Source organism: Colwellia sp. TT2012 (assembly GCF_001440345.1).
Lineage (GTDB): Bacteria > Pseudomonadota > Gammaproteobacteria > Enterobacterales > Alteromonadaceae > Colwellia.
The window spans coordinates 911,265-924,089 of record NZ_LJYX01000006.1; the positions used below are offsets into that span (position 1 = coordinate 911,265).

13 protein-coding genes are annotated in these 12,825 nt (G+C 38.4%); 4 read left to right on the plus strand and 9 right to left on the minus strand.

Annotated elements, in window-relative coordinates; all coding sequences use genetic code 11:
• Position 1: 1 nt before the first annotated feature.
• The 9 genes from ASU03_RS05645 to ASU03_RS05685 all read right to left on the minus strand — a co-directional run bounded on the left by ASU03_RS05645 (position 2) and on the right by ASU03_RS05685 (position 7,259).
• Positions 2-643, minus strand: coding sequence for an acetyltransferase (locus tag ASU03_RS05645; protein WP_231731494.1), 642 nt, complete (start codon positions 641-643; stop codon positions 2-4).
• A complete protein-coding gene (gene neuB / locus ASU03_RS05650) occupies positions 636-1,721 on the minus strand; it encodes an N-acetylneuraminate synthase (RefSeq protein WP_057830868.1) in 1,086 nt (361 codons plus the stop codon). The genes ASU03_RS05645 and neuB overlap by 8 nt, the downstream gene beginning before the upstream one ends.
• Positions 1,714-2,877: a UDP-N-acetylglucosamine 2-epimerase gene (neuC, locus tag ASU03_RS05655; RefSeq protein WP_057830869.1), complete on the minus strand. Its 1,164-nt coding sequence runs from the start codon at positions 2,875-2,877 to the stop codon at positions 1,714-1,716. Before neuC ends, neuB begins: the two co-directional genes overlap by 8 nt.
• Positions 2,870-4,033: a LegC family aminotransferase gene (locus tag ASU03_RS05660; protein WP_057830870.1), complete on the minus strand. Its 1,164-nt coding sequence runs from the start codon at positions 4,031-4,033 to the stop codon at positions 2,870-2,872. Before ASU03_RS05660 ends, neuC begins: the two co-directional genes overlap by 8 nt.
• Before the next feature lie 7 nt (positions 4,034-4,040).
• Positions 4,041-5,222 (minus strand): UDP-N-acetylglucosamine 4,6-dehydratase, encoded by a 1,182-nt coding sequence (locus ASU03_RS05665; RefSeq protein WP_442855124.1) that lies wholly within the window; start codon positions 5,220-5,222, stop codon positions 4,041-4,043.
• A 371-nt stretch (positions 5,223-5,593) separates the two neighbouring features.
• Positions 5,594-5,905, minus strand: coding sequence for a hypothetical protein (locus ASU03_RS05670; RefSeq protein WP_057830872.1), 312 nt, complete (start codon positions 5,903-5,905; stop codon positions 5,594-5,596).
• 210 nt (positions 5,906-6,115) lie between these two features.
• On the minus strand, positions 6,116-6,484 hold the full coding sequence (locus ASU03_RS05675) for a hypothetical protein (protein WP_057830873.1): 369 nt from the start codon (positions 6,482-6,484) through the stop codon (positions 6,116-6,118).
• Positions 6,484-6,882, minus strand: coding sequence for a flagellar export chaperone FliS (fliS, locus tag ASU03_RS05680; protein WP_057830874.1), 399 nt, complete (start codon positions 6,880-6,882; stop codon positions 6,484-6,486). The genes ASU03_RS05675 and fliS overlap by 1 nt, the downstream gene beginning before the upstream one ends.
• A 92-nt stretch (positions 6,883-6,974) precedes the next feature.
• Entirely contained in the window at positions 6,975-7,259 is a 285-nt protein-coding gene (locus ASU03_RS05685) for a hypothetical protein (protein WP_057830875.1), read from the minus strand.
• A gap of 559 nt (positions 7,260-7,818) precedes the next feature.
• Between ASU03_RS05685 and ASU03_RS05690 the strand changes: the two genes are divergently transcribed.
• The 4 genes from ASU03_RS05690 to fliE all read left to right on the plus strand — a co-directional run bounded on the left by ASU03_RS05690 (position 7,819) and on the right by fliE (position 12,717).
• Positions 7,819-9,327 (plus strand): sigma-54 dependent transcriptional regulator, encoded by a 1,509-nt coding sequence (locus ASU03_RS05690; RefSeq protein ID WP_057830876.1) that lies wholly within the window; start codon positions 7,819-7,821, stop codon positions 9,325-9,327.
• Between the two features lie 153 nt (positions 9,328-9,480).
• Entirely contained in the window at positions 9,481-10,779 is a 1,299-nt protein-coding gene (locus ASU03_RS05695) for a sensor histidine kinase (protein ID WP_057830877.1), read from the plus strand.
• Complete coding sequence (locus ASU03_RS05700) at positions 10,779-12,119, plus strand: sigma-54-dependent transcriptional regulator (RefSeq protein WP_057830878.1); 1,341 nt, start codon at positions 10,779-10,781, stop codon at positions 12,117-12,119. Before ASU03_RS05695 ends, ASU03_RS05700 begins: the two co-directional genes overlap by 1 nt.
• A 235-nt stretch (positions 12,120-12,354) precedes the next feature.
• Entirely contained in the window at positions 12,355-12,717 is a 363-nt protein-coding gene (fliE, locus tag ASU03_RS05705) for a flagellar hook-basal body complex protein FliE (RefSeq protein ID WP_057830879.1), read from the plus strand.
• Positions 12,718-12,825: the final 108 nt, after the last annotated feature.

Here is a 12,825-nt window from a genome sequence, read left to right on the forward strand (position 1 = left end):
ATCACTTAACAACCTTTTTTGTAATACAAGCAGGGAAACACACTGTATTTTCTTCTACATCTTTAGTGATCGTAGCGCCAGCGCCAACAACAACATTAGCACCAATGTTTATCGATTGAATAATAGATGCCCCTGTGCCAAAGTGCACATTGCTTTTCGATGTTACTTGACCACTTAGAACTGCTCCAGGAGCAATATGATTATTCTGCCCCAAGCGACAATCATGATCAACAATAGCACCCGTATTGATAATACTATTGGCACCGATGTTAACCCCTGTCTGAATAATAGCACCGGCCATCACCTGTACACCTTTTCCTAATGTTGCATAGTCTGAAACGATGGCATTTTTTGAAATGACTGTTTCAAATTCATAACCTAATTCAACAAAATATTGATATAAGTTGGCTCGTAATCGACTGCCGGGTAATGAACCTACACCATTAATCAAGCTTATTGCCTTTTTATCGAAATTTAAAACGTCATCATCACGGCACAAATGAGCAATACCATTGAATACGTCATTGATAGGTAACTCCTTGGGGCTTATAACGGCAATCACTTCCCGTTTGTTTTGGCGTAATATATCAAACAATACTGCTGCATGGCCGCCACTGCCGATCATAACTAGCGGTTTAGTCAATTAACACATCCCCAGTTTGATAATCTTTACGAGCAACCTGCTCTAATAATGTCCAAAAAAGATACGGACTTAGCCCAATACCGGGACGTTTTATCTCAATGTTATCTTTTGTTAGTTTTTCTCCTGCGCGTATTGGCCGAGCAGCGACTAAACTTTTCCGAGATAACGCCTTATTTTTCACCTCGGAAGGTCGAGGGGCTTTTACACCATCGCCTAATGCTTGCTCCACATTACGAATCGCATTAACCATATCGGTCAATTCCTTGGGTTCCAACGATGCCTTATGGTCTGGACCTTCCATAGTGTTGTCCAACGTAAAATGCTTTTCAATTATTACCGCACCGCGCGCTACGGCGGCAACCGGCACGGTTATTCCTGCGCTATGATCGGAATAACCCACAGGTAAATTAAATGCCAAAGTCATGGTGTCCATTGCCTTTAGGTTAATATCTACCATGGGCGCAGGATATTCGGAAGTACAATGCAATAAGGTCACTTTTTCTTGTAATGCTTTTTGGCCTGACTCTGAAAAATAGGCTTTTTGAAAAGCCTCAATACTGGGCGCCGCTTCATTAGATGCAGTATAACCAAAAGCTATCACACCTAACGTTGCCTCAACTTCAGCCAAAGAAGCCATGCCGGTGGACACTATTAAGTCACAGCCTGTTTGGGCGTGCTCTAACACCAAAGGTGCGTTGGTGAGCTCTCCAGAAGGGATTTTCAACCTTTTCAGGCCAAGTTCATTTACCAAAAACGCAAGGCTTTCTGAGTCAAAAGCGGTAGATAAGAATTCAATATTAAGTGCATCGCATTGAGCTAACAGTTTATGATGTGCCTCATAACTCAACTCTAAACGAGAAAGCATCGTTAATTGGCTTTCTTTTTTACCTGTATTATTGATCTGGTATTCACATTGTTCAGCAGTTGCCGTAACTAAATTCTTTGCCTTAAATGTTTGGAATTTTACGATGTCAGCACCAGCAGTAGCAGCAACATCAATTAATTTCTTAGCTAATTCGATATCGCCGTTATGGTTAACACCAGCTTCTGCAATTATTAACGTTCGAGTATTATTCATCAATTTTATGATCCGTGAATGTTTTGATATTGAAAGCTGGTAGTTCAAGGTGCGCTAATATATCTACTATCGTTTGAGCTGCACCCCCTTTCCCGTATGGATTGATAGTGTTTTGTAAGGACTCTTTAAAGCTCACTTCACAGCTTTTATTGATTGCATTTGAGATACTGTCTTTATTCATTTCAACGTCAAGTACGGACGATGCTCTTGGTCGACCTTTTTGTCGCGTACCGATATTAATGGTAGGAACATTAAAACTAGGCGCCTCAATGATACCGCTAGAAGAGTTACCGATTACACAATCAACAAATTCCATGATGGAAATATAACGCTTAAAGCCCAACGAAGGAATTATCTTTATATTGCTCAGGTTTACGATCGACTGCCATTGTTCGATAATATTATTCCCGCCGTTATCAGCATTTGGATAGGTAATAATATATGTTAGCTGGGGGTTTTCAATAATGGCACTGATTAGTGACGATATATCATTTTCAGATGAGTTCGCTGTTTTTGTTACAGGGTGATAGGTTACTAATGCTATTGGTCCACTCAATACGAAATCAAGACTGCTTTCTAATTCATGCTTTGTCATTCTGGGTGCGTTGATAATATTATCAACGCCAGGAGAACCTACGACGAATATGCTGCTTTTTCGTTCTCCTAATTGTTGTATTCGTTTGGCAAACTGCTCAGCAACAGGAAAGTGGATATTTGCCATTTTTGTAATGGAGTGTCTGATTGAATCGTCAAATGCACCCTCCGTAACCTCTCCTCCATGGATGTGAATCAATGATATATCTAAGAACATAGCAGCTTGAGCTGCTGCGAACATTTCATAACGATCTCCTAGCACCAGAATTGCGTCTAAATTACTCCAAGTAAAGGCGTCAGCAAAACTCATGGTTGCAATGCCTACTGATTTAGCGATACCAACTTTTGAAGATGAAGATAGGAGCATTTCAATGGACACGATATTCTTAACGTTGTTATCTCTTAGTTCTGATATGGTATATCCGTATTCTGGTGAAAGGTGTGTACCACATGCAAAAATACATGTTTCAAAGCGATCATCGTTTTGTAATAACTCTATTGTTCTTGATAGCAGCCCATACTCTGCCCTTGTACCAGTAACTATTCCAATTTTTTTAGACATGCAGGGGCTCTTTAATATCTGTTGGTGAACTAGGGAGGTTAACTAGTCTTGTTTCAATGAATTCTGAATTTATAAGCGGACCTCTAAAGGCACTTTTAAACATCGGCAACCTGTGCATCAATTGCCAAATAGGCCTTGTCATCACACCACTGGCATTCGTTTCTTTAATTAAGGTGTCACGGCTAGCCACGTCAGGGCAAATAATGGCATTTAACCAATAATTTGATTGGCAATGCTTGGGTTCTTTTACAAAGCTAAAGTCAGAATTTTTGAAAAATGCCTGATAATGATGTGCCAGTAATCGCTTTCGCTTAAGGAAATCCGGTAACGTTTCCATTTGTGCACACCCTAGTGCAGCATTGATATTAGGTAAGCGGTAATTAAAGCCAGGTTCGTCGTGGAAAAATTCAAAGGCATGAGGCTGTTTGGCCATTGTGGTTATATGTTTGGTATGCGCCCCTGCATTTTTACTATGGCAGAGAACCATACCGCCGCCCCCTGTGGTAATTATTTTATTGCCATTAAAGCTGATGGCCGAATAATCACTGAAAGTGCCCGTATGTTTACCTTTATAAAACGAGCCTAAGCTCTCAGCTGCATCTTCGATTAAAACCAAGTTGAATTTTTTACATATTTTCAAAAGTCCGTCTAATTCAACCGGGTGACCAAAAGTATGCATCGGCATAATCGCTTTAATTCGTTGTTGGCTGTGACGATGAATACATTCGCCATCGGCATTTAGCGAAGAATTTTCTTCCAAATAGGTTTCAGTTGCCTGAGGGCATAGGCCTAGGGTGTTTAGCGATACATCGACAAATATTGGCGCCGCTCCCATATGGTAGAGCGCGTTGCAGGTTGCTACAAAGGTTAATGCTTGTGTAATGACCAGATCACCATTTTTTATTCCTGCCATATATAAGGCAGTATGTAAGGCTGAAGTACCATTTACGACAGCAACTGCTTTTTTTGCACCAGTAAACTGTTCTATTTGTTGCTCAAATTTATCGACATATTGACCTACGCTGGATACAAATGTCGACTCAATAGTATCAACTACATATTGTTTTTCATTGCCATTAAAAGTTGGAGCATGGAGCGGAATAAACTCATTGCTTTGATAGGTGTCCCTAATAAATTGGATCAGTGAATTAGTCATAGGAATTTTACATCTTACCGTCTAAGTATTTTTTTGTTTCCAGGTGCCTAAAATTAGGGATCATTTGGTGAAAAAGACTGACTATTTGTTCTTTATCCCAGCACATCGTTTTACGCATCTCCTTAATTTCACGTTTAAACATCGTGATTTTATCGGCATCATAGATAAGGTCATTTTTAATGATGCCTAAACTTTCAAAACGAGTCATATCTAGAGTTTCATTATGGGTAAAAAATTCTTCAAAATCTTTTTCACCTGTGGTATCGCTAGCGCTAAATAGACAAGGCCACTTACCTTGCTCTGGTAACGTTTTTACTAATTTTCTGGCTTCATCTTCACTTTCACACAAATGGGGTTGATAACCTAGTTGTTTCAAATACTTTACGGCAATATCAGCAAAGGAAACTAGATGTAATGCCTTGCTTAATTTAGGGAAGAAAATATCTCTGTTATCACCGAAAATACACGACATCAGGCATAGTTCCCCCGACTCCTGAGGAGTAACAAAATAACGTTTTATATCGTTAGGGGCGGCAATTGGTTGATGTTTTTGAATGCGCTGGTTAAAACCGTGTAACAAAGAGCCATCTGAAAAAGCAACATTTGCAAATCGAGCGGTGGAAATAGAGATATTTTCACTATGCTTCATTAGGAACATTTCCATAATACGTTTTGACGCCCCCATCATATTTACAGGGTTAGCGGCCTTATCAGTAGAAACGCAAAAATATTTTTTAGTGCCATTTTTAATGGATTGTCTTATTGTTTTGTCGGTATTAAATATATTTACATCGATCATGCGCATTAAGGTGAAGGGGTCTTTTTCACTGCGCACGTGTTTTAATGCCGACAGATTTAATACGTAGTCATATTTACCATCAGCCTTGATGAAAGCATCATACTCAATAGATCCTATATCTAAAGCATATGTTTGAAAATCACCGTCAATATAACCAAATGAACTGCGGATATCGCGAACCATTTCTACCATGTTGTTTTCGCTAATATCGACAACGTGAAGTTTTTTTGGTTTTCGTTTGAATATTTCTTTAGTTACCGCTTGACCAATAGAGCCGGCAGCGCCAAGAACTAAAAAGGATGAGTTGGCAATAACGTCATTAAGTTTTTTTTCATATAAAATCATGTCGTTGATAAATAATTTTTCTGTACGGCCTATAAGTGGCAACATGGAATTCACCTTTGACGTTATACTATTGTGTTGAATATTCTATTTTTTAACAAAACCATAGCTTGAGGCTGGTCACTGCATATATGTATTTATTGCTTGATACGCTTTGCTTATTTAACTCTCACGTTTATTCTTAGCAACTTTTTTTTTTATACTTAACTTGAATCGTTGTATAAGCATATATACCTATGATTAAAAACAATTCTATTATATTACACAAGAATAAAGCAAGTTATGTGCCTAATACTATTGATAAACAACAAAACATTGTAAAAAAGTTTAGGGAAGTTGATAAATATGAGTTTTGTTGCCAAAAGACTTGAAGAATAAGGTGTTTTATAAATATTAAACCGTGGGGCATTTTTGTAATGCTATAGCAGAGAAGATATTTTATTATAAAGTTCTGTTGCTTGATCCTTGGTTAAATTACCAACAGAGCGAGCTCTACCTATGGTTGAGTTGACGCTTATCACTTCATTGGCAATATCTTTGATTTCGCTTACTGCTTTCACTTGTGCTTCTTTTTGTTGTTTTTCAAGTCCGAGCTTTGATATTTCTACAATGTCTTTTGCATAAATACCTAAATCAGGTTTCAATGGTTTTTCTTTGCTGACTTCTTCCGATTTTGGCATGAAAGCTCGCTGTATCACACTACTTGCCGTCAATGGATTTGCAATTGACATAAGTTACTCCAGCATTTCTTAAGAAAGTCAGTCATTGGAAACTTTCTTCTGTTAATTAGCTAAGTATAGTTTGTATTGTATGAAAATTAAACGATTTGGGTTCTAGTCTTAGTTCTGAGTTTATTTCTAGAAATAGTGAGTTAAAAATAGAACAAAGTGAAAAAATTGACGGTATATTTTTATATATGCTGTTGGATTTGAGCCAGATGATTAATATTTTTGATAAGATTTAGATACTTTTTTGCTTTTTTTAATTCTAATGATTTGTTCAGCTAATATTTTCTTGCAAGCTTGAGATATACTTGATATTTCATTATCAAGTGAAACCATTTCATTTAATAAGGTAAGCTCTTGTGCTACATCGCTAGTTGTTTTTTGATCGAATAAACAATGGATTAAACTGTCTCTTTTAGACATTAACTCTGTTAGCTCATTATCTGTTATTGATCTACCTGTCTTAGATTCATTGGTAATGGTTGTGTTTTCTTGGGTTTTTTTTTGCACAATGAGTATTCGCGACAACAGTTGTCGCGACACTTCATTTATTTGCTTAAGGGCTTTTTTAGTGTTATTTACCACTAAAAGCTCACCTGATTTTGGTTTTCTAGTGGGATAGAGTCCCAACCGGCTTTAATCGGCAGAAGTATTTGAATGATCTCTTCGAGCTTTTCAATATTATTATCAGCACTCGCGACAAGTAATTGTTCTGAACAAAAGGTGTAAAGTGATGCTAAATTATTCGATATTTCTCCACCTTTTTCAAAATCTAACGACCCTTCTAAAACGCCAATAATAGCAATAGCATTCGATAGCTCAGTACCTTTTTTATCAAAATCATTTTGTGAGATAGCGCCTTTGGCAGTAGCTATATTACCTAATAATTGTTGAAATAACATAGCTACTAATTGATAAGGTGAAGCTTGTTGAGCAGTGCTCTTGTTTGTTTGTTGGTACTTTTTAAGTGATGCATGTGTCATAGACACCTCCAATAGCTATATAACTTTAAGTATAGAAAACTAATAAAATTGAAACCATAGATTTAGTTATAACTTAACGGATAAAATTATGACTAAGTTAAGGGTTGATTATTAACGGTTACCGCAAAGCCTTCTTTTTTAGCTTTCTCAAAAGCTTGTTGTAGTACATTATGTGTGATCTCTTCAGCACTATTCACTACGCCATTGTTTAGTACTTCAATATTATCCCAACCGCAAGTGACTAGATATTCTTCTATTTGTGTGAGTTGCTGCTCAAAAGGCATCTCCCTTGAGAACATAGTAAACTCATGTCGAGTACCTTTGGTGAACTCTTGATTATCATGCATTAATTCAGCAGTGCCATTTATGATCAACATTTCATTATCCTACTTTCACTAAAATATGGTTATAAGCTTACTCTTACCTGTTATGCTTTTTTTATGCCAATTGTTTTTTTTAATATTAAGTATACTTTATCTTTTTGATTTTACGTGTTTTAAATTTTATTTTGTTAGCATTTTTTTATTGAGTAGGCGTTAATCAATTAGTTATTTAAATTACCTTAACTATATATATCAAATTTTTGACATATATATCTGTGTAACGGTTTTAGTTATGGAGAACCTGATTTTATGCACACCATCTAAGGCACTTTACCTTATCTTACTTAATATCAATGTTGCTTGATGTCTAGAATATTCACAGAAAATATGTTCTGTATTTTAATATCACTTTATCGGCAAAAGACTAAATATCTTTACTTTATTTTTATTAAACCAATAGGTAGGGTCGGGGTAAATTATGGTATATGACAAATAAATGACGATTAGGCGTCAATTTTTTGTTGCTTATATTTAATTAACGGCTAAAATTGCCACTGTCGCTATAAAACGACATTAAAAATAATACCTTAGCATTAATAATAAAGAATCAGTTATGAATGAAACGGCAACATTAGTAGGCCACAAACAAATTTTAGTGGTAGATAATGACGCAGGCAGAAGTGAGCAGCTTAGTACTGTGCTGGCCTTTGTCGGTGAGCACTTTAGCCATTGCTCACAAGAGCAAGCGGTTGAAAAACTGGCAGATACTAGCCATATTCTTACGGTAATATTAACCGGAAATGTCAGTAGTGATTGCGCTAACTTAATTAAAGCTAAGCCCAGTGTGCCCTTTATTCTTCATGATGTATTGGATGCTAATGAACTAGCGAGTAATGTTAATGTTATCGGTACGCTGTTTGCTCCCCTTAACTACGCTCAGCTGACCGAGCTTATTCATCACTGTCATCAATACCATAATAAATTACCGCGCAAGGCGATGAAATTAGGTAATAGCGCTTTGTTTCGCTCACTTATTGGCAGCAGTGAGCTTATGGCTCAGGTACGTTTTTTAATTGAACAAGTCGCAAAAACACCGGCCAGCGTTTTAGTACTCGGTGAATCAGGCACGGGTAAAGAGGTGATCGCGCGTAATATCCATAACTTATCGGAACGCGCAAAAGGGCCTTTTGTACCACTAAACTGTGGTGCCATTCCTGCGGAGCTATTAGAAAGTGAGTTATTTGGTCATGAAAAGGGTGCTTTTACCGGCGCGATTTCTACCCGTAAAGGTCGTTTTGAATTAGCGGAAGGCGGCACACTATTTTTAGATGAAATTGGTGATATGCCTCAACCTATGCAAGTAAAACTGCTCAGAGTATTACAAGAGCGCACTTTTGAGCGTGTCGGTGGTAGTAAAAGTATCAAAGCCAATGTCCGTATTATTGCGGCTACTCATCAAAATTTAGAAGCAATGATTAAAGCGGGCACTTTTAGAGAAGATTTATTTTATCGCTTGAATGTCTTTCCTATAGAGACACCGGCATTGCGTGAGCGAAAAGAAGATATTCCGCTGTTATTAAAAGAACTTCTGACACGCTTTGAACATGAACAAGGGCGAACGGTGCGTTTTACTGAAAAAGCCATCGAGTCGCTAATGGAGCACCCGTGGGCAGGTAACGTCCGTGAATTATCAAATTTAATTGAACGTATGTTGATCATGTATGGTGAGCAAATCGTCGATGTTGCTGAGCTGCCCTTTAAATATCAGCATATTGATGTCCAAGCTTATAACCCTGAATACCCTGAAGAGTTACAAGAGCAAGATGTTATCAATGCGCTTTTCTCTGGTTGTGATGATGACGAAGATGATGAAATTAGTGATGAAACTCAACTAGCGGCGCCAGCGATAAATGCACAGCAAAATGCTGCTGATACGGCCATGTTACCCTCAGACGGTTTAAATTTAAAAGAGCATCTTGCTGATTTAGAAGTTTCTTTAATTAAACAATCGTTAATTAAACATGACTATGTCGTTGCCCGAGCGGCGGAAACTCTCGGTATGCGGAGAACCACCTTAGTTGAAAAAATGCGTAAATATGACTTGCAAAAAGCCAGTGACTAATTGGTCTTAGCGCGTACCTAAGGTCAATAGATTGACGGCTGTTTTTAGCTTGTCTTTGTTTGTTGTTTGTTTATCTGTTTGAAATTTATAATGAAAATTATGGCATAGTAAATGCTTGGTAGGTATTAGATAGTTTTACTAGAGTACCTAGTTATGGCACAAGTTATGGCACAAGCAATCCCTTCAGCAACCACTCCTATGATAGAGTCAGGCGCCATTACCGCGTTTAATGCTATTAAGGTCGTTGAGACGAGTAAAGCTGTTTTACTCGAGCAAGAAGCGTTCCCTGGTGAATTAGCGGCTTTGAGAGCACAAGTCACTCAACCTAAAGAGTCTGGTTTTTCTGTCAATACCATTGCTAGCACTAACCATGCTCATAGTTCAAGCCCAGAAAAGCAGCACCCTAGTGATAGCTTATTAGCAGATCAGCTAATAGAGCTTATGCCAACCGGCTTAGTTATGCTTGACGGTAATGGCATTGTGATCAAGATAAACCAAGTGGCGATAGACTTACTCGATGAGCCCATCCTTGGTCAGCCTTGGTTTAATGTTATAGCCCGTTCATTCAATCCACGTGAAGGTGATTGGCATGAAATATCACTTAAAGATGGTCGCCGTGTTAAATTAGAAATCACCAGTTTAGGCGCTCAGCCGGGGCAGTTAATTCTGATTACCGACCTTACCGAGACCCGCCTTTTACAAGATAAAATAGCGCAGATGCAGCGTCTTTCTTCATTAGGTAAAATGGTTTCAACCCTAGCTCATCAAATTCGCACGCCATTATCTGCGGCAATTTTATATGGTGAAAACTTAATCAGTAATAAATTAGCAGAATCGGCACGTGTTGATTTTCAAAAGAAATTAAACGCCCGCTTACATGATTTAGAGCAGCAAGTGAATGATATGCTGCTGTTTTCTAAAAGTGGTAAAGAACAGGTTGTTGCTCCTCTAGCCGTTAACGCCTTGATTGATGATGCGGTGCATTCTATGGATGCTTTAATAAGTAAAGCGGGTGCACAAGTCAAAGTACAGTACTGTGAACATGAGCTTTATATCCTAGGCAATAAAAGTGCCTTAACAGGCGCGATGCAAAACTTATTGCATAACGCCTTAAATGCCATGACCGTCTTACCGGCAAGTAGTGCCGCTAAAATAGTTGCCCCCTTGATAAATATTCAAGTGTATAGCCAAGACAATCATTTATATTTAAGTGTTAAGGACAATGGCCCAGGTATAGATGCTGAAATTCGTGATAAAATTTTTCAGCCTTTTTATACCTCAAGCAGTAAAGGCACAGGGCTTGGTTTAGCGGTGGTTAAATCTGTGGTTAACGCTCATCAAGGTGAGGTAACTTTACTTAACGAAGCTAATGCAGGTGCACATTTTGTGATTAAATTACCGCTGCTAGAGCAGGGTAGTGTGATGAAAAACAATCCAGAGGGAGAGTGCTAATGGCTGAACATAAAGTTCTTGTGGTGGAAGATGATGCCGGTTTGCGTGAAGCCTTGGTTGATACCTTATCATTAGCAGGTTATCGCTGTGTAGAGGCCGATTCTGGTGAAGCTGCTTTATTGCTGTTGAAAAAACAGCAGGTTGATATTGTTGTCAGTGATGTACAAATGGGAGGCATGTCTGGTTTATCTTTACTTAAAAGTATTAAAAGTAAACAGGTGAATTTACCGGTGTTACTGATGACGGCCTATGGCACCATTGATGATGCGGTACAAGCGATGAAAGATGGCGCTTGTAACTATATTGCCAAGCCCTTTGCGCCGCAAGTGTTACTCAATATGGTCAGTCAATATATTCCGCCCAAAAAGGTGAATAAAAATGAGCCCATCGTGGCCGATAAACGCTCATTAGAATTACTGGTTTTGGCTAAAAAAGTTGCCAGTACCGATGCGTCTGTAATGATCCTTGGTCCCAGTGGCTCAGGTAAAGAAGTGTTAGCCCAGTATGTGCATCATCATTCTAAACGCAGTGCTCAACCTTTTATCGCCATTAACTGCGCGGCCATTCCTGAAAATATGCTTGAAGCCACCTTGTTTGGTTATGAGAAAGGTGCTTTTACCGGCGCCATCCAAGCCTGTCCAGGAAAGTTCGAACAAGCGCAGGGCGGCACTATTTTACTTGATGAAATAACCGAAATGGATACAGGGCTACAAGCTAAAATTTTACGGGTATTGCAAGAACGCGAAGTAGAACGCTTAGGTGGCAGAAAAATCATAAGTCTAGATGTACGTGTTATTGCTACCACTAATAGAGACTTACAAGCCGCAGTAAAGGATGGTCTCTTTCGAGAAGACCTTTATTATCGTCTTAACGTTTTCCCACTCACTTGGCTACCCTTAGCTGAGCGAGTTGATGATATCTTTGTGTTGGCGCAACACTTAATCTCCCGTCATTGTCAAAAAAATGGCGACCCCATACCTGAGTTTTCGAGGGCTGCGCGTAGTAAACTTAATGCTTATCATTGGCCAGGTAATGTCAGAGAGTTGGATAATGTTATCCAACGGGCACTTATTTTACATACCGACAAGCTTATTGATGCGGACGATTTGATGATTGAAAACTTTGATACCGCATTAGTGATAGAGCCAGAGCGAGTGACGAATACTGACGATAAGCTTGGTAGTGAATTGAAATTGCAAGAGCATCAAATTATTCTTGATACCTTACAAGCCTGCCATGGTAGTCGCAAAGCGGTGGCCGATCGCTTAGGCATTAGCCCACGTACCTTGCGCTATAAAATTGCAAAAATGCGTGACTCAGGTATTGAAATTCCCGCATAAATTATTCAGTAAAACTAGCTATTATCACTAACTGCTAGTTATAGCCAAATTACTGTTCTCCCCCCGCTCTGACAAAATCAAAAGCTATTATTGTATCCCTTAGTAAAGTAGCTTTTGATTATTACCTGCTAATCCCCCCCCTTTACAAAACTAAATAATGCTTTTGGCACTATGCTTGCAGTCTCATTGTCATACCTAAGTTTAACGTAAAAAAATTGACAAAAGTGAGCGCACTATGGATATCAAAAGTAACTCTCTCTATAGCCAAATGCAAAGTATGTCGCTACAAGCTATGGGTAACAAATTACCCTCGGTTGATGCCATGGGTGTTAATGGTCTTACTGATAGCAGCGTGGGGAAAATCAACGATTCAAGTAGTAATTTTGGTAACATGCTAACAGATGCCTTAAAAAGCGTTAATGAATTACAACAAGAATCAGGACAACTGAAAAGATCTTTTGAAATGGGCGACTCTAATGTCACGCTGGCAGAGGTGATGATTGCTTCCTCTAAATCAGGTATCGCTTTAGATGCCACGGTGCAAATACGCAATAAATTTGTTGAAGCTTATAAAGAAATTATGAGTATGCCAGTATAATTTAACTGGCTTAAATTAGTTAAATCTGAGTATCTGAATTAAGTTACCCTAAGTTATTAAATAAATTTTGTCGTAAAAAACAGTACAGCGGAGAAGTGACGTGGCAGA

Bases quoted from the DNA above. Each gene is read 5' to 3' on its own strand.
- ASU03_RS05700 (WP_057830878.1), top strand. From the start codon at position 10,779: ATGGCTGAACATAAAGTTCTTGTGGTGGAAGATGATGCCGGTTTGCGT.
- ASU03_RS05695 (WP_057830877.1), top strand. From the start codon at position 9,481: ATGGCACAAGTTATGGCACAAGCAATCCCTTCAGCAACCACTCCTATG.
- fliE (WP_057830879.1), top strand. From the start codon at position 12,355: ATGGATATCAAAAGTAACTCTCTCTATAGCCAAATGCAAAGTATGTCG.
- ASU03_RS05670 (WP_057830872.1), bottom strand. From the start codon at position 5,905: ATGTCAATTGCAAATCCATTGACGGCAAGTAGTGTGATACAGCGAGCT.
- ASU03_RS05660 (WP_057830870.1), bottom strand. From the start codon at position 4,033: ATGACTAATTCACTGATCCAATTTATTAGGGACACCTATCAAAGCAAT.
- neuC (WP_057830869.1), bottom strand. From the start codon at position 2,877: ATGTCTAAAAAAATTGGAATAGTTACTGGTACAAGGGCAGAGTATGGG.
- ASU03_RS05685 (WP_057830875.1), bottom strand. From the start codon at position 7,259: ATGTTGATCATAAATGGCACTGCTGAATTAATGCATGATAATCAAGAG.
- fliS (WP_057830874.1), bottom strand. From the start codon at position 6,882: ATGACACATGCATCACTTAAAAAGTACCAACAAACAAACAAGAGCACT.
- neuB (WP_057830868.1), bottom strand. From the start codon at position 1,721: ATGAATAATACTCGAACGTTAATAATTGCAGAAGCTGGTGTTAACCAT.
- ASU03_RS05690 (WP_057830876.1), top strand. From the start codon at position 7,819: ATGAATGAAACGGCAACATTAGTAGGCCACAAACAAATTTTAGTGGTA.
- ASU03_RS05665 (WP_442855124.1), bottom strand. From the start codon at position 5,222: ATGTTGCCACTTATAGGCCGTACAGAAAAATTATTTATCAACGACATG.